We start from the raw sequence: 16,968 nt of genomic DNA, 5'->3' as shown, positions 1-16,968 counted from the left end.
CCCGCGGCGTCAGCCCGTCGCCGCAGGCCTTGTCGCGGGGAAACTGCGCGGCGTCGATCACCAGCACATCGCGGCCGGCCCGGGCCGCCCACGCAGCGGCGGCCGAACCGGCAGGTCCGGCGCCCACGACGACCACATCTGCCGCGATGTTCCCCGGGGTCGCTGCGCTCCTGCCCGACGGTGTGTTCATGGTTCCCAGTATGTTGGCAGGGTGAGGACACCAGCGACCGTGGTGGCAGGCGTTGACTTCGGGGACGCGGCCTTCGCCGCCGACGTCCGCGACGGCGTCGCCCGGATTGAAGACCTGATGTCTGATGAGCTCGGCAAAGCCGATGAGCTCATGGCGGAGGCGGTTCAACACCTCTTCCAGGCGGGCGGGAAACGCTTCCGGCCCCTGTTCACGGTGCTGTCCGCCCAGCTCGGACCCGAACCGGACGCCTGGCAGGTCACCGTGGCGGGTTCGGTCATCGAACTCGTGCACCTGGCAACGCTCTATCACGACGACGTGATGGACGAGGCGCAGATGCGTCGGGGTGCGCCCAGCGCCAACGCCAGGTGGGGGAACAACATCGCGATCCTGGCCGGGGACTACCTGTTCGCGACCGCCTCGCGGCTGGTGTCGCGGCTCGGCCCCGATGCCGTGCGTGTGATTGCTGACACATTCGCCCAGTTGGTCACCGGCCAGATGCGGGAGACCCGCGGGGCCGCCGAGCATGTCGATTCGGTCGATCACTACCTCAAGGTGGTCTACGAGAAGACCGCGTGCCTGATCGCCGCGTCGGGCCGGTTCGGTGCGACCTTCTCGGGCGCAGACGACCAGCAGATCGAGCGGCTGTCGCGGCTCGGCGGCATCGTCGGCACGGCCTTCCAGATCTCCGACGACATCATCGACATCGACAGCGATCCCGACGAGTCGGGCAAGGTTCCCGGCACTGACCTGCGCGAAGGCGTGCACACCCTGCCCGTGCTGTACGCGCTGCGCGAGACCGGGCCGGACGCCGAGCGGCTGGGTGAGCTGCTGGCCGGGCCGGTCGAGCGCGACGAGGACGTGGCCGAGGCGCTGGGCCTGCTGCGGGCCAGCCCGGGCATGGTCAAGGCCAAAGAGACGGTCGCCTCCTACGCCCGGCAGGCGCGCGAGGAACTCGACAATCTGCCCGACGGCCCCGGCCGGCACGCGCTCGCCTCGCTGGTCGACTACACGGTCAACCGGCACGGCTGATTCGGAACCCAAACGACGTTGCTGGGCGTTGAATCGTCGATAGCCTTCCAGATTTCCGATAGGAGGAAGCGGCGATGACGTGGAATCCGCACGCGAACCGGTTCAAGACGTTCTTGTTGCTGGTCGGTATGTCGGCGCTGATCGTGTTCGTCGGGTCGCTGTTCGGCCGCAGCATGATGTTCCTGGCGGTGCTGTTCGCCGTCGGCATGAACGTCTACGTCTACTTCAACAGCGACAAGCTGGCGTTGCGGGCCATGCACGCGCAACCGATCACCGAGGTGCAGGCGCCGGAGATCTACCGGATCGTGCGGGAGCTGGCGACCACCGCACACCAGCCCATGCCGCGGCTCTACATCTCCGACACCGCGAACCCGAACGCGTTCGCGACCGGACGCAACCCGCGCAACGCCGCGGTGTGCTGTACCACCGGCATCCTGCAGTTGCTCGATGAGCGTGAACTGCGGGCGGTGCTGGGCCATGAGCTGTCGCACGTGTACAACCGCGACATCCTGATCTCGTGTGTGGCCGGCGCCATGGCGTCGGTGATCACCGCGCTGGCCAATATGGCGATGTTCGCGGGCATGTTCGGCGGTAACCGCGACGGCGGCAATCCCATTGCGATGCTGCTGGTTTCATTTCTCGGGCCGATCGCGGCGACCGTGGTCCGGATGGCGGTGTCGCGGTCGCGCGAGTACCAGGCCGACCAGTCCGGCGCCGAGCTGACCGGTGATCCGCTGGCGCTGGCCTCGGCGCTGCGCAAGATCTCGGGCGGGGTCGAGGCGGCCCCGCTGCCGCCGCAGCCCCAGCTGGCCGACCAGGCGCACCTGATGATCGCCAGCCCGTTCCGGGCCGGCGAGCGGATCGGCAAGCTGTTCTCGACCCACCCGCCGATCGCCGACCGGATCCGTCGCCTGGAGGATATGGCCGGCCGCGGCCCGGGCCACTACTAGTCGTTTGCACCGCGACCGTGCGCGTCTGTTGCCCGCCACGCCGTTAATCGTCGGCACTTTGCGCACTCTCGATCGGGCCGTGGCGGCGGGTCGCCGGGTTGGTTGCGGGTGGGCACCGAAATCGACGTGAGGGCTGTGATTCTTCGCTCATCACGACCCTGGCGTCGATCTCGGTGTGGATGCCCGGGATCGCCGCGCTGGACCCGCCCGACGGCCCAGACACCTGGCGAGCGTGCGCGGAATGCTGCCCCGTCACGGAGAGTCGGGCGGCAGACGCGCACGCTCGCGCGGCATGAGAGGGCCATTTATGCGGCGTCGACGAGGGTTTCGACGACGGTCGGCGTCACCCGCAGCACCCCGGCACTGGCGATGTCGTAGAACAACCCGATCACGTTGACCCGGCTGGCCAGCGGATGGGACTGCAGGGTCTGCACCTGGACCGCGATGTTGACCATCGACAGCTGATCCACCGTGCCGAACCCGGCCGCCGCCGCGGACCGGGCCACCGGATGGCGCCCTTCGTCGAACGTCTCCAGTGACGGATTGCCGTGTGCCAACCAGGATTTCAGGTGCTCGTGGCCCGGATCGGTCTTGCCGAGCAGTGCGGTCATGGCGCCGCAGCTGGAGTGTCCGCACACCACGATCGAGCTCACCCCGAGGATGTCCACCGCGAAGGCGATGGCCGCCTCGATCGACGCGTCGGCCTGGCCTGCCGGGATCATATTGCCGACGTTGCGCACCGTGAACAGGTCGCCCGGCCCGCTGCTGGTGATCACGTTGGGGACGACCCGCGAATCGGCGCAGGTGAGGAACAGCGTCTCGGGCCGTTGCGCGTGGACCAGGTCCTTCAGATGCGGCCGCAGCACCGGTGCGGTGCGGCGATGGTAGGCGGCCAGCCCGTGCAGCACCGACGTCGAATCCTCGCGCTGCCACGAACTCCACGGCACCACGCCGGAGCGTTTGTCGAACGGGGTGAACGCGCGGGTCGGCGGTCCGGCCACGGCGCTGCCCATCTCGACCGAACCGACATCGTGCACGGCGACCGCGCCACCGGTGGCCTCATGCTGGCGGCGCCATTCCTCGATCGCTTGATGGGCCGCGTGGTCGATGAAGTCGACCGACAGCTCCACGGTGACAGAGGTCCCTGCGGGCACCCTGGCGAGTGCCCCGGTGAGGGTGGGCAGCGACAGGAAGGTGCAGGAACCCTCGATCATGACGCGCCAGGTGCCGTCGCCGGCCGGTTCGGCGACGATGTTGGTGCGCACCACCCGCCATACCGTCAACGCGATGGCCAGTGCCAGCCCGATCAGCACTCCCTCCAACAGGTTGAGGAACACCACGCCGAGCACCGTCAGTACGTAGACCGCTAAATCGCCTGTGAGACGGGCAGTTTCGATGTGTGCGCGTTTGACCAGCTGGCATCCGATGACGATCAGCAGCCCGGCGAGCGCGGCGGTCGGGATGAGCTGGGCGAGCGAAGCGAAGGGCAGCGCGAAAACCAGGACCCACACGCCGTGCATGATGGCCGAGGCCCTGGTGCGGGCACCGGCGACCACGTTGGTCGAACTGCGCACGATGACTCCGGTGACCGGCAGGCCGCCGACGGCGCCGGAGGCGATGTTGGCCGCGCCCTGGCCGATCATCTCGCGGTCGAAGTTGGTGCGGGGGCCGGTGTTCATCCGGTCCACCGACACCGCCGACAGCAGGCTCTCGACACTGGCGATCAGTGCGACGGTGAGCACGCCGGTGGCGAATGCGCCCCAGTTGCCGTCGGGCAGGCTGGGCAGCGCGATCGCGTCGATCAAGGACCCGTTCAGTTGGATGCGCGGCACATCCTGGAACGCCGCGACCGGGATCAGCACACTCAGCGCCGTCACACCGGCGATTGCGACCAGCGGCCCCGGCACCTTGCGCACCGCGGCGGGCATCCACTTCCAGCCCACCAGGATCGCGATGACCAGAACCCCGAGCACCAGACCGGGGCCGTGTGCGGAGGCCAACTGGCCGGGTAGTTCGGTGACATTGGCCCACGCCGAGCTGTTTGAGCTACCGCCGAGCAGCACGTGGATCTGTTGCAGCGCGATGGTGATGCCGATGCCGGCGAGCATGGCGTGGACGACGACGGGGGAGATGGCCAGCGCCGCCCGCGCCACCCGGCTGAGCCCGAACACCACCTGCAGGATGCCCGCGCACACCGTGATCGCACAGGTCACGGCCCAGCCGAACTGGGACACCAGGCCGGCCACGATGACCGTCAGTCCGGCCGCCGGGCCGCTCACCTGCAGCGGGGATCCGCCCAGCGCGCCTGCCACGATGCCGCCGACGATGGCGGCGATGATTCCGGCGAGTACCGGTGCCCCAGAGGCCACCGCGATCCCAAGGGACAGTGGCAGCGCGACCAGGAACACCACCAAGGAGGCGGGCAGGTCGTAGCGCAGCACCTCCCTTGCCCTTTCCTGTAGTCGAGAGGTTTGCTGCATCACGGGCTCCCGTCCGAGGTGAATGGTTTTGCGGGCAGGCGTCATCGCGCACCCACAGCAATTTTTGACAGCATTGTCAATCAGTGTTTGTGAAAGGCGTTGCGGTGCAGCGGTACACAAGTTGACTTATGGGTGGCTGCGGCAGTGCGACATCCAATTACTGTGAGCGAGCGTATTTATCGCTGTGAGAACCCGTCAAGCAAGTGGGGCGGACGCATAGAGAACCCAAATCTTCTCGGATACCTGGTAGACCCCGGAATCGGATGCTGTGCAGCGCAAACAAGATCAGCACAGGTACTGGCGTAACCAAGAATTAACCTTCTCCATTGAAAATGTATATATATCAATGGTTCTGGTGCCGGTCACGTTGATATGATCAACGTGACCGGCGTCATAGTCGTTGTACCGAACGGACTTCCCTGAGAAGTCGATATGAACTCCGTGACAATGCTCTGTGCGGTCCGCAGAATGGAATCATGACGACGGTGTCGGTTACTCCCCGCGCTCAACAACCCAGGCAGGCCATCCTCGGTCAGTTGCCACGAATCCATCGCGCCGACGGTTCACCCATTCGGGTGTTGCTGGTCGACGACGAACCGGCCCTTACCAACCTGGTCAAGATGGCGCTGCACTATGAGGGCTGGAGCGTCGAGGTCGCCCACAACGGCCACGACGCCGTTGCTAAATTCGACGAGATCGATCCCGATGTGGTGGTGCTGGACATCATGCTGCCCGATATCGACGGGCTGCAGATCCTGCAGCGGGTCCGGGAGGCCGACGGCTACACACCCACGTTGTTCCTCACCGCAAGGGATTCGGTGCTGGACCGGGTCTCGGGTCTGACCGCGGGCGCCGACGACTACATGACCAAGCCGTTCAGCCTGGAGGAGCTGGTGGCCCGGCTGCGTGGGCTGCTGCGCCGGTCCAGCCACACCACGCCGCCGGCCGACGAGGTGCTCAAGGTGGGGGACATGACGCTCGACGGGGCCAGCCGGGACGTGACCCGCGGCGGGGTGCCGATCAACCTGACCGTGACCGAGTTCGAGCTGCTGCGCTTCCTGATGCGTAACCCGCGCCGGGCGCTGAGCCGCGCCGAAATCCTGGACCGGGTGTGGAATTACGGGTTCGGCGGCAAATCGAGCATCGTCGACCTCTACATCTCCTATTTGCGGAAAAAGGTTGACTCCGGCCGGGATTCGATGATCCACACGGTGCGCGGCGTCGGCTACATGCTGCGCCCCGCCGAGTGATGACCCGGCAGGCGCGATGACCCGCCTGAAGCGGTGGTGGCCCCGCTCGCTGCGCAGGCAACTGGTGCTCGGGGTGACCTCGATCGTCACCATGGTGCTGGTGGCGGTCGGCGTGGTGTCGGTGTACAGCCTGCACACCTATGTGACCACGATGAGCGATACCGAGGTGTCGCGATCGCTGGCGGCGTTCAGCCATTCCTACGACAAATTCGCCAGCGACGAGAAAGAGCACGCGCTCACGGGTTTCGTCGGCCAGGCGCCGGGAAATCTGATCGCGGTGATGCACGACGGCGAAGTGGTGCAGTCGGCGGTGTTCTCCGACGGCGAGCCGCATCCGGCACCGGTGTCGGTGGTGGCGGCACTCGAGGGGCAGTCATGGTCGGATGACGATCCCCGCACGATGAAGCTGCCGGTGCTCGGTGCCTATCGTCTGGCCAGCGAGACGACCCGCAACGGCGACATCCTCGTTTGCGGAATCTCCTTGGACAGCGCGAATTACGTGATCGCACGCAAGACCGCGACCGTCTCGGTGATCACCGTCGTCGCACTCATCGTCACCGCGGTGGGCACCGTGCTGGTGGTGCGCTACGCGCTGCGCCCGCTGCGCCGGGTGGCCGCCACCGCGGGCAAGGTTGCCACCCTGCGACTCGACGGTGCCGATCACCGCATCACCGCAAGGGTGCGCGACAAGGACACCGATCCCGACAACGAGGTCGGTGTCGTGGGCGACACGCTCAACCGGTTGCTGGTCAACGTCGACACCGCGCTCGCCGAGCTCGCCGCGTCGGACCGGCGCACCCGCCAGTTCCTCACCGATGCCAGCCATGAGCTGCGGACCCCGCTCGCCGCGATCCAGGGCTACGCCGAGCTGACCCGGCAGGACAGTGCCGATCTGCCGCCGACGACCGAGTACGCGCTGGCCCGGATCGAGGCCGAGGCCCGCCGGATGACGGTGCTCGTCAGCGATCTGCTGCTGTTGTCCCGGCTGGGTGAGGGGCAGGATCTGGAGACCGATGACGTCGATCTGAGCGATCTGTTGGTCGACGCGGTCAACGACATCGCGGTGTCGGTGCCCACGCACCGGTGGGTGGCGCACCTTCCCGATGATCCGGTGTGGGTGCGTGGTGACCGGATCCGGCTGCACCAGGTGGTGAGCAATCTGTTGACCAATGCGGGGGTGCACACGCCGCCGGGCGTGACGGTGACGGTGACGCTCGGCGCCGGCGGGGCCGCCGGGGAATTCGCGGAATTGACCGTTAAAGACGACGGCCCGGGAATTGATGCGGAATTGTTGCCGAACCTTTTCGGCCGTTTTGTTCGGGCCGATAAATCCCGGTCCCGGGAATTGGGCAGCACGGGCCTGGGTCTTGCCATTGTTGCGTCGATCGTGGAAGCCCATCGGGGTACCGTCGCGGTCACGTCGGATGACGACGAGACCGTCTTTACCGTGCGGATACCCATGGCGGAGCGGTCGGCACAGCCGGTCGCCCCGGCCCGGTGAATTATGTGCATTCGGCCTGAATTTCCGCGTCAGTGATAACCCGTATGCATTCGATATGAATTGATGGACCGCGGCTAATCGCCTCTCTAGGCTGGAAGAAAGATCAGCCGAAAGAAAGGCAATTCAGATGAGAAAGACAATCATCGCCTCGGTCACCGCCGGACTTGCGATCACCGGAATGGCATTGGCCGGGCCGGTCGCCGCCGCGCCATCGGGCCCGTCGTCGGCACAGCAGACGATCAAGGACCTGCAGGCCGAGGGCTACCGGGTAATCCAGACCAAGGTCGGGAGCGGGCCGATCGACAAGTGCACGGTGAGCGCGATCCGGCCGGGCCGCGACGTCACCGAGTTGCGGGCCGCCCCGCGCGGCAACACCGAGGAGTTCGTCCGGTACACCACGGTGCACGTCGACCTCGCGTGCTAGCGGGGAGACGGGTTGGCCGGCCCAGGAACGCCGGGTTAGGGTAACCGCGTGCGGAGCAGAGTGCTGATCAGCCTGGTGAGCGCCGCGGGTGCGGCCGTCATGAGCGTGCCCGGTGTGGCCACGGTGATCGCGCCGGGGGTGGCGGTGCTGATGTCGCCAGGCATGGCGAAAGCCGATCCGCCGCCCCCACCGCCCAACGTCAACGCGTTCGCGCCGGTGAAGACCTCGGACTACGCGGTGATGGACAACAACTGGTACGCCTTCAGTACACCCGAAGGCGTCACCTGCGTCCTGCAGCGCACCGGCAGCTACGGCTGCAGTGGGCCCATCCCGGCCGCGCCGGGTGGTGCCAACCTGGTCAGCGGCGGGCCGGGGGTTCCTGGCTTCGCCAGCTCGCCGGCTCCGCTCTTCGCCGCCGCCGGTGCGGCCAAGCCGCTGCCCGCGAACAGCCGGATCAGCTACCAGACCGTGAGCTGCGGGACCGACGGTGTGATGACCGCATGCATCGACGGGCGCAACCAGGCCGGCTTCGTGATCAGCCCGGCCGGTAGCTATGTCATCGGCCAGCAGCCGTCGGACCTCAAGCCGACCTTCAACATCGGCTGAATTCAGCGTCATCCGCGACAGTGAATCTATGGTCGTTGCCGGCGCCGCGCAGCGACCATGGCTTCACTCTCGGCGCGCGGCCGCCGCGTCATGGTTGGCAATTCCAAGCGACGGATCCGCGAAAGTGACGCCATGGTCGTTACCGGCGCCGCTCAGCGACCATGGCTTCACTCTCGGCGCACGCAAGCCACGCAAGCCTCAGAACCCCGAGCTGTGCACCTCGTGGCCGGTCTTCTCGGCCATCAACCCCTTGTAGGCGTCCTCGACCGTGCAGCCGTGGTTGATCACGGCGTCGACCTCGCGGGCGATCGGCATGTTCAGCCCGTAGGTCTCGGCGAACTCCATGATCACGCTGGCCGCCTTGACCCCTTCGGCCACCTGGTTCATCGCCGCGATGATCTCGTCGATCTTCTTGCCGGAGCCCAACTGTTCGCCGACGTGGCGGTTGCGGCTGCGCTGGCTGGTGCAGGTGACGATCAGGTCGCCCATACCGGCCAGGCCCGCGAAGGTGTCGCGGTGCCCGCCGGTGGCCTCGCCCAGCTTGGACATCTCGCGGACCGCGCGGGCCATCACCATGGCCCTGGTGTTCTCCCCGATACCCAGTGAATAGCCCATGCCGACCGCGATGGCGTAGACGTTCTTGAGCGCCCCGGCCATCTCCACGCCGACCACGTCGTCGGTGGTATAGGTGCGGAATCGCTTGGTGCGGAACAGTTCTGCCAGTTTGGCCGCCAGGTGCTGATCGGGCATGGCCAGCACCGCGGCGGCCGCGTAACCCTCGGCCACCTCGCGGGCGATGTTGGGCCCGGCCAGGATGCCTGCCGGATGGCCGGGCAGTACCTCGTCGACGATCTCGCTCATCCGCTTGTTGGTGCCCTGCTCGAGGCCTTTGACCAGTGACACCACCGGCACCCACGGACGCAGTTCGCGCGCCAGGTGCTCCAGCACGCCGCGGAAGCCGTGCGAGGGCACCCCCATCACGATCACGTCGGCGCAGTTGGCCGCCTCGGAGAAGTCGTTGGTCGCGCGCAGGCTCTCCGGCAGCGCCACCTCGTCACCGAGGTAACGGGAGTTGCGGTGGTTGTCGTTGATGTCGGTGGCGGTCTCCGCCGACCGCACCCATTGCAGGGTCGGTCCGCGCCTGGCGCAGATCGAGGCCACGGTGGTGCCCCAGGAGCCGCCACCGAGGACGACGACGTTCGGTTCGCGTTGCGCGGGTGCCATGGCGATCAGGGTATTGCCGGGACGGTGGCCGTGACCACGAGTTGCTGAACTGACCCGGTGGCGTTCGGTCCCGCCACACCGCCCCTCAGCGTTTTCCGGCGTTTCCACGACACCGAAAAAGTTAATGTGCATACTGTGCCCATCAGCTTCTCGGCGACCGGTTCCGCGGTGTAGGTGGGCCCGGCCTCCTCGGCTGGGCGGATCGCGGATGCGGAACAAATTTACGCCGGCGTCGAGCTAAAACCCTTGAAATAACCGCTGTTATGGTGCCGAATTCCGCCCGAGCGACGCGCCGATCTGCTATGGGGATGAGCTCCACGGGCGGCAGTGCGGCTATCAGTCGAGGTGAGCTAAGTGAATGCGAATTCTCGAAATGGTTGACGCCGGCGCGCCCCGGCGATAGCGTGCCAAACACTGCTGGGGGAGCCGGCTGTGAGTCGTTGCTGGATCTCGATATTCGGGAGGAAACCTACTGTGCCAGCTCAGCCACCGAACGCGAGAGGATGACCTCCTCGCCCGAGCACCAGACCGACGCACCGGGAACCGGGCTCGACGCGATCGGGGACTGGACCACCGGCTACGCCAGGCGCCACCCGATCGCGTCGCTGACCACGGTTGGCGACCAGTTCGTCCTCGGCGTCCGCACCATGCAGTACCTGTTCATCGACCTGTTCACCGGTCGGTTCCAGTGGCAGGAGTTCATCCGGCAGGGTGCCTTCATGGCCGGCACGGCCGTGGTCCCCACGGTTCTGGTGGCACTGCCCATCGGTGTCACGTTGTCGGTCCAGTTCGCGCTGCTGGCCGGGCAGGTCGGCGCGACGTCGCTGGCGGGTGCGGCCAGCGGTCTCGCGGTGATTCGCCAGGCCGCCTCGTTGGTTGCCGCGGTGCTCATGGCGGCCGCGGTGGGCTCGGCCATCACCGCCGATCTGGGTTCACGCACGATGCGCGAGGAAACCTCGGCGATGGAAGTCATGGGGGTGTCGGTGATCCGGCGGCTGGTGGTCCCGCGGTTCGCGGCCGCGATCATGATCGGCGTCGCTCTCACCGGGGTCGTGTGCTTCGTCGGCTTCCTGGCCAGCTTCCTGTTCAACGTCTACTTCCAGAACGGTGCCCCGGGCAGCTTCGTGGCGACCTTCGCCTCGTTCGCGACGACCGGCGATATGGTCGTGGCCCTGCTGAAAGCGGTGGTCTACGGTGCCATCGTCGCGGTGGTGTCCTGCCAGAAGGGGCTGTCCACGGTGGGCGGGCCGACGGGCGTGGCGAACTCGGTCAACGCGGCCGTCGTCGAATCGATCCTGGTGCTGATGATCGTCAACGTGGCGATCAGCCAGCTCTACAACATGTTGTTCCCGCGGGTGGGGCTCTGACGTGACGGCCTCCACGTTCCGACCGGCACTGCTGGATCCGTGGATCCGGTTCGGCGCGGCGGTCGCCCGGCCGGTCAAGCGCCTCGGCCACATGTTGGTGTTCTTCGTGCGCGCCGCGGCGGGCATCCCGTTGGCGCTGCGTCACTACCGCGGCGAGTTCGTCCGGTTGCTGTCCGATATCGCCTGGGGCAACGGGTCTCTCGTGGTGGGAGGCGGCACCGCGGGCGTGGCGGTGGTGCTGGGCATCACCGTGGGTGCGCTGGTCGGCATCGAGGGATACAACTTCCTCGATCTGCTGGGTCTCGGCCCGGCCACCGGCATCATCTCGTCATTGGTCAACACCCGCGAGCTGGCCCCGATCGCCGCCGCGCTGGCGTTCGCGACGCAGGCGGGTTGCCGTTTCACCGCGCAACTCGGGTCGATGCGCATCGCCGAGGAGATCGACGCGCTCAACGCATTGGCGATCCGCCCGATCCCCTACCTGGTGACGACCCGCCTGATGGCATCGGTCATCGCGGTGTTGCCGCTCTACGTCGTGTGCCTCGGCGTCAGCTATCTGACCACCCAGCTCGTGGTGAAACTGATCGGCGGCGGCTCCACCGGCTCCTATCTGCACTACTTCAGCCTCATGCTGGCCGGGCAGGACATCATCTACTCGGTGCTCAAGACGGTCATCTTCGTCTGGATCGCCTCGACCATCCAGTGCTATTTCGGGTTCTACGCCGCGGGCGGGCCGGTGGGCGTGGGGGTGGCCGCAGGGCACGCCATGCGCGCCAGCATCACCGTGGTGGTCATCGTCAACATGCTGCTCACCATGGCGCTGTGGACGGTCGATTCCGGCGCAAGGTTCGGGGGATAGGTGGCGAACTCCCTCGACATCGACGGCCAGGGGCCGTCCGAACGCCAGCTGCTTGGCTGCGGAATCGCCGTTCTTGTTGTCCTGGTGGTGGTTTCGGGTGTGCTACTGGTCAAGTCGACGGGGCGACTGGATGCGCGGGTTCGCGTGGTGGCCGCCCTGGTCAACGTCGGGGACGGGCTGCCCCAGCGTTCGGACGTCAAGTACCACGGCGTGCTCGTCGGGATGGTCAACGGCGTCGTCCCCGCCGAACACGGCAACCCCAACTACGTCCACATCGATCTCAAACCGCAATACGCCGGTTCGATCCCCAGCACCGTGACGGCACGAGTGGTCCCCAGCAACGTGTTCGCGGTGTCGTCGGTTCAACTGGTCGACCGCGCCGGCGGGCCGGCGAACAGCCCGGGCCCAGCCATCGCCGCGGGAGCCCAGATCCCCGAAGACACCGAGCTCCCGACGGTGTTGTTCCAGACCACCATCAGCAAGTTGCGCGACGTGCTGGCCGCCACCGGCCGCGGCCGCGAGGACAAGACCATCGGGATCCTGGCCGCCGTCAACGCCGCCACCGAGAACCGCCGCACCGAACTGCTCACCAGCGGTGCGCAATTGAACCGGCTGCTCGATCAGCTCGACGCGATCGTGGCCACCGAACCCGGCCCGACGACGGCGTCGGCACTCATCGACGCGACGCAGGGCCTGCAGCAGACCGCACCCGAGCTCGTCGATGCACTGCACACGGCGGTGCAGCCGATGCGGACCCTGGTCGAACAGCGTGCACAGCTCACCGACCTGATCGACGGTGGCATCCACACCATGGGGACCACGACCACCGCGCTCAACAACCACACCGACCGACTGGTGAAGATCACCTCGGACCTGACGCCGGTGCTGGGGCAGTTGGCGGACACCTCGCAGCACTGGGTTCCGGCGTTCACCAAGCTCAATCAGCTCTCCGACAAGTTCTTCAACGAGGTCTGGATACCCGAGCAGGACGTCGGGAACATGCGGACGAATCTGTCGTTCACCCCCAGCTACAGCTACACCAGGGCCGACTGCCCGCAGTACGCCGGGCTCAAAGGGCCGAGCTGCTTCACCGCGCCGCTGGTGCCGACCCGTCCCGAACTTCCGGACGTGCTTCTGCCGCAGAACTACCAGCCACCCAAGGATCTGGCCCCGCCGGCCGGAACGGTCCTGGGCCCGAACGGCAACCTCGTCGCGGTGGGGCCGCCGTTGGTCAACCCGAATCCGAGCCTTGCCGACCCGAATCCGCCGCTGCCGCCGTGGATGCCACCTTCGCTGCCGGTCCCGGGTACCGCCAACCCCGCGCTCGTCCCGCAGCCACAACCGCCGGTGCCGCAGTCGCCGCCCGCCCCGGTGGCGCCGCGCCCCGGTGATCCGCCACCGGCCGCGGCGGCGCCCGCCTCTTTCGGGGGGAACGTGGGCCCGGTCGGCAGCACCCAGGAACGCTTCCAACTCAGCGTGGCCACCGGACAGCCGATCTCCACGGCCACCCAGCTGCTGCTCGGTCCCGTCGCGCGCGGTACGACCGTGTCCGCCGCGGCCGGCCCGGCGGCCCAACCACATTCGGCAGGGGGAACGCGATGAGATACCGCGGGGCGCTGATCGGCTTGTCGGTGTTCATGGTGGTCGCGCTGACGCTGACCTGGCTGGTCTACGTCACGTTGCGCCGCGACGTCGCAGGCAAGACCGTTCCGTACGCCGCGATGATCTCCGATGTGTTCGGCCTGCGGGAGGGCGACGACGTCCGGATGGCGGGTGTGCGGGTCGGACGGGTCGAGAAGATCGAACTGCAAGGCAATCTGGCCAAGGTGTCGTTCGTGGTGCAGCGCGATCAACAGGTGCTGGGTACCACCGTCGCCTCGGTGACCTACCAGAACATCGTGGGGCAGCGCTATCTCGGGCTTTCGCTGGGCAAGCTGGGCGAGCCTGGCCAGTTGCCCGCGGGCAGCGTCATCCCCGTCGAGCGCACCGATCCGTCCTTCGACGTCGGCACGCTGCTCAACGGATACGAGCCGCTGTTCAGCGTGCTCAACCCCCGCGACGCCGACAACCTCACCAAAGGCGCGATCCAATCCCTGCAGGGCGATCGGGCCTCGATCGTCGCGCTGGTCGACCAGACCTCGCGGCTCACCGACACGTTCGCCGGCCGCGATCAGGAACTGGGTCAGGTGATCACCGATCTCAACACCGTCGTCGGCAACCTCGCGCGCCACAACGACAGCCTGGACAAGGTGATCACCGAGACCCGCGACATGGTGTCGACGTTCGACGCCCGCAGGCCCGAGCTGGTGTCCTCGATGGGCTCGATCACCCGCGTCGTCCGTCAGCTGTCCACGATCTCCGACGAGGTCTACCCGTCGTTGAACCAGCTGGTGACCCGCCAGCCGGGATTCGCCGCGCACATGGTCGGCATCGAACCGCAACTGGCCTTCACCGGGGACAATCTTCCGTTGTTGCTCAAGGGATTCGCCCGCATCACCAACGAGGGCTCCTACGCCAACGCCTACGGGTGTGACCTGAACGCCACGGGGTTCTTCCCCGGCCTCAACGACGTCGTGCCGATCATCGTCGACGCCGCGACCCCGGGGAACAAGGCCCAGTACTCCCCGAAGTGCAGGAATATGGCCAATGGCTGATCGAGAACAGGCGCGGCGGCGCAGACGGCCGCTGGAGAACTACAACCGGACCTGGCTCGGGATCATCGCGATCGCGGTGGTTACGGTGCTGATCGGGGCGCTGTTCGTGATCAAGCTGGCCGATTTCGGTTACCGGCAGTACACCGCGCGGTTCCTGCAGGCGGCGGCGCTCAAGACGGGCAACCCGGTCACCGTGGCCGGGATGCCGGTCGGTGAGGTGACGGGCATGAAACTGGCAGGCGACCATGTCGAGGCCAAGCTCAAGGTGCGCAAGAACATCGGCCTCGGCCAGGACTCCAGGGCCACCATCAAGGTCACCACCATCCTGGGGTCGCGTTACCTGGCGCTGCAGCCCGCCGGCCCGGGTTCGTTGCCGGACAACACCTTCGACCTCAATCACACCGAGGTGCCCTACGATCTGCAGGAGGCGCTCGGCGACGTCACCACCACCTTCGAACAGGTCGACTCCGACAAGTTCGCGCAGACGCTCGGTGTGCTGGGAACACAGCTGCAGGGGCTGCCCGCCGTGGTGCCGCAGGCACTGCAGAACACGCACACACTCGCGACGATCGTCGCGGGCCGTCGCGACCAACTGGGATCGCTGCTGAAAACCACCGAGCTGATCAGCAACACGCTGCGCCACCAGCAGTCGACCATCGGCAACCTGGTCAACCAGGGCAACAGCCTGGTCGGCGAATTCGTGGCGCGCCAGGATTCCTTCCGGACCCTGATGGCCACCCTGACCAACCTGGTGCAGACCCTGAGCGGCATCGTCATCGACGACCGGCCGCAACTGGAGGCCCTGCTGACCGACCTGCGCCAGCTCTCGGACATGCTCGGCCAGCACGATGACCTGCTGCGCAGCATCCTGCAATCCGGCCCGGTGGCGCTGCGCGGCCTGGCCAACGCCTCCGGCAGCGGAAACGCGGTGGACCTGACCGTACCCAACGGCCTGCTGATCGACTCGTGGATGTGTGCGATCAGCGGGCGTGCCAAACAATTCGGGATGATCCAGTACTTCCAGGACTGCAAATGACCAGTGCCAGACGCAAGTTTCTCGCCATCGGGGCCGCCGTGGTGCTGCTCGCGGGCCTGGTGGCCGCGGTGGGCTGGTCGTATCTGCGGGACCAGGTCAACACCATCAAGGTGACCGCGCAGTTCGACAGTGCGGCTGGGCTTTACGAGGGCAACACGGTCGCGGTGCTCGGCATGCAGGTCGGCACGGTGACGAAGATCAACCCCAAAGGTAATTACGTCGAAGTCGAGTTCACGGTGGCCAAGGACGTCGCGGTGCCCGCCGATGTGCAGGCGGTCACCATCTCGAATTCGATCCTGACCGACCGGCAGATCGAACTGACGCCGCCGTACCGGGGTGGCCCGACACTGCGCAACCACGACACCATCGGGCTCAACCGCACCAAGACCCCGGTCGAATTCGCCAGGGTGCTCGACGTTCTCGACAAGATGTCGTCATCGCTGCGCGGCGACGGCCACGGCAACGGGCCGGTGGCCGACCTGGTCAACGCGAGTGCGGCGATCGCCGACGGGAACGGCCAGCAGATGAAAGATGCGCTCGGTGAACTGTCGGACGCCTTGCGGCTCAGCGCCGATCGCGGCGCGGCGACCCGCGACCAGCTGACCACGATCATGCGGAATCTGAGCTCGCTGTTCGAGGCGGCCGCCCGAAACGACGACACCCTGCGGGAGTTCGGTTCCACGGTCCGTCAGCTCAGCCAGATCCTGGCCGACGAGCAGTTCGGCAGCGGCACCACGGGCAGGAAGCTCAACGAGGTGATCACCCAGGTGGGGGAGGTGCTCGCGACGCACCGCGACGAGATCAAGCAGATCGTGCGCAACGGCAACACCGCCATGACGACCACCGTCGACCATCGGCGCGATCTGGCCGAGTTCCTCGACCTCGCCCCGATGACGCTGGACAACCTCTACAACGCCGTCGACAAGGAGAACGGCGCCGTGCGGGCCCGTATCCCGGTGGACCGGGTGTTGTTCGACACCCAAGCCGTCAAGGAGATCTGCAATATGATGGGTCTGCGTCAATTGGGATGCAGCACAGGGACGTTGCAGGATTTCGGGCCGGACTTCGGGCTCACCTACATGCTGGACGGGCTCGCGGCGATGGGGCAGAAATGACGGCCCGGTTCCCGAGGTTCGTGCTTCCCGTCGGTCTGACGGCATGCCTGACCCTGTCGGCGTGCGGTACGGAGGGCCTGGCCAGCCTGCCGTTGCCGGCGCCCGGTGTCGGCTCGGGTGGGTACACGTTGACCGCGGTGTTCTCCAATGCGCTCAACCTGCCCGCCAACGCCAAGGTCAAACTTGCCGGTGCCGACGTGGGCGAGGTCGACTCGATGATCGCGCGCAACTACACCGCGGTCACCACGTTACGGATCCTTGACGGGGTTCGGCTCCCGCTGGG

General features: G+C 66.8%; 16 protein-coding genes. 13 read left to right on the top strand and 3 right to left on the bottom strand.

Features of this window, described 5'->3' with window-relative positions; genetic code table 11:
• The coding region (locus ACWDTP_RS30205; protein WP_450026741.1) for an FAD-dependent oxidoreductase at positions 1–190 on the bottom strand (190 nt) is incomplete at its 3' end.
• A gap of 21 nt (positions 191–211) precedes the next feature.
• Between ACWDTP_RS30205 and grcC1 the strand changes: the two genes are divergently transcribed.
• Together grcC1 and htpX are read left to right on the top strand one after the other, a co-directional pair.
• Positions 212–1,219, top strand: coding sequence for a nonaprenyl/(2E,6E)-farnesyl/geranylgeranyl diphosphat synthase (grcC1, locus tag ACWDTP_RS30200; RefSeq protein WP_450026739.1), 1,008 nt, complete (start codon positions 212–214; stop codon positions 1,217–1,219).
• 74 nt (positions 1,220–1,293) lie between these two features.
• The gene (gene htpX / locus ACWDTP_RS30195; RefSeq protein ID WP_450026737.1) at positions 1,294–2,169 is read left to right on the top strand and encodes a zinc metalloprotease HtpX; all 876 of its coding nucleotides are present in this window, start codon (positions 1,294–1,296) and stop codon (positions 2,167–2,169) included.
• 305 nt (positions 2,170–2,474) lie between these two features.
• On the opposite strand, the gene ACWDTP_RS30190 is transcribed toward htpX, so the two are convergent.
• Entirely contained in the window at positions 2,475–4,649 is a 2,175-nt protein-coding gene (locus ACWDTP_RS30190; protein WP_450026735.1) for a SulP family inorganic anion transporter, read from the bottom strand.
• A gap of 476 nt (positions 4,650–5,125) precedes the next feature.
• Between ACWDTP_RS30190 and ACWDTP_RS30185 the strand changes: the two genes are divergently transcribed.
• The 4 genes from ACWDTP_RS30185 to ACWDTP_RS30170 all read left to right on the top strand — a co-directional run bounded on the left by ACWDTP_RS30185 (position 5,126) and on the right by ACWDTP_RS30170 (position 8,430).
• Entirely contained in the window at positions 5,126–5,899 is a 774-nt protein-coding gene (locus ACWDTP_RS30185; RefSeq protein WP_450026733.1) for a response regulator transcription factor, read from the top strand.
• A gap of 16 nt (positions 5,900–5,915) precedes the next feature.
• Positions 5,916–7,400, top strand: a complete 1,485-nt coding sequence (locus tag ACWDTP_RS30180) for a sensor histidine kinase (protein WP_450026731.1) — start codon at positions 5,916–5,918, stop codon at positions 7,398–7,400.
• A 127-nt stretch (positions 7,401–7,527) separates the two neighbouring features.
• Positions 7,528–7,824, top strand: a complete 297-nt coding sequence (locus tag ACWDTP_RS30175) for a hypothetical protein (RefSeq protein ID WP_450026729.1) — start codon at positions 7,528–7,530, stop codon at positions 7,822–7,824.
• Between the two features lie 48 nt (positions 7,825–7,872).
• Complete coding sequence (locus ACWDTP_RS30170; protein WP_450026727.1) at positions 7,873–8,430, top strand: hypothetical protein; 558 nt, start codon at positions 7,873–7,875, stop codon at positions 8,428–8,430.
• A gap of 198 nt (positions 8,431–8,628) precedes the next feature.
• On the opposite strand, the gene ACWDTP_RS30165 is transcribed toward ACWDTP_RS30170, so the two are convergent.
• Complete coding sequence (locus ACWDTP_RS30165; protein WP_450026725.1) at positions 8,629–9,654, bottom strand: NAD(P)H-dependent glycerol-3-phosphate dehydrogenase; 1,026 nt, start codon at positions 9,652–9,654, stop codon at positions 8,629–8,631.
• A 503-nt stretch (positions 9,655–10,157) separates the two neighbouring features.
• Between ACWDTP_RS30165 and ACWDTP_RS30160 the strand changes: the two genes are divergently transcribed.
• The 7 genes from ACWDTP_RS30160 to ACWDTP_RS30130 all read left to right on the top strand — a co-directional run.
• Positions 10,158–11,021, top strand: coding sequence for an MlaE family ABC transporter permease (locus ACWDTP_RS30160; protein WP_450026723.1), 864 nt, complete (start codon positions 10,158–10,160; stop codon positions 11,019–11,021).
• A 1-nt stretch (position 11,022) separates the two neighbouring features.
• Positions 11,023–11,880, top strand: coding sequence for an MlaE family ABC transporter permease (locus ACWDTP_RS30155; RefSeq protein ID WP_450026721.1), 858 nt, complete (start codon positions 11,023–11,025; stop codon positions 11,878–11,880).
• On the top strand, positions 11,881–13,482 hold the full coding sequence (locus tag ACWDTP_RS30150) for an MlaD family protein (protein ID WP_450026719.1): 1,602 nt from the start codon (positions 11,881–11,883) through the stop codon (positions 13,480–13,482).
• Positions 13,479–14,534, top strand: coding sequence for an MCE family protein (locus tag ACWDTP_RS30145; RefSeq protein WP_450026717.1), 1,056 nt, complete (start codon positions 13,479–13,481; stop codon positions 14,532–14,534). Before ACWDTP_RS30150 ends, ACWDTP_RS30145 begins: the two co-directional genes overlap by 4 nt.
• The gene (locus ACWDTP_RS30140) at positions 14,527–15,570 is read left to right on the top strand and encodes an MlaD family protein (RefSeq protein ID WP_450026715.1); all 1,044 of its coding nucleotides are present in this window, start codon (positions 14,527–14,529) and stop codon (positions 15,568–15,570) included. Before ACWDTP_RS30145 ends, ACWDTP_RS30140 begins: the two co-directional genes overlap by 8 nt.
• Positions 15,567–16,685, top strand: a complete 1,119-nt coding sequence (locus tag ACWDTP_RS30135; RefSeq protein WP_450026713.1) for an MCE family protein — start codon at positions 15,567–15,569, stop codon at positions 16,683–16,685. The genes ACWDTP_RS30140 and ACWDTP_RS30135 overlap by 4 nt, the downstream gene beginning before the upstream one ends.
• The coding region (locus ACWDTP_RS30130; protein ID WP_450026711.1) for an MlaD family protein at positions 16,682–16,968 on the top strand (287 nt) is incomplete at its 3' end. The genes ACWDTP_RS30135 and ACWDTP_RS30130, both read left to right, overlap by 4 nt.

The sequence above is a fragment of the Mycobacterium sp. NPDC003449 genome, assembly GCF_053588415.1.
This window is presented reverse-complemented; position numbering and strand designations above follow the sequence as displayed.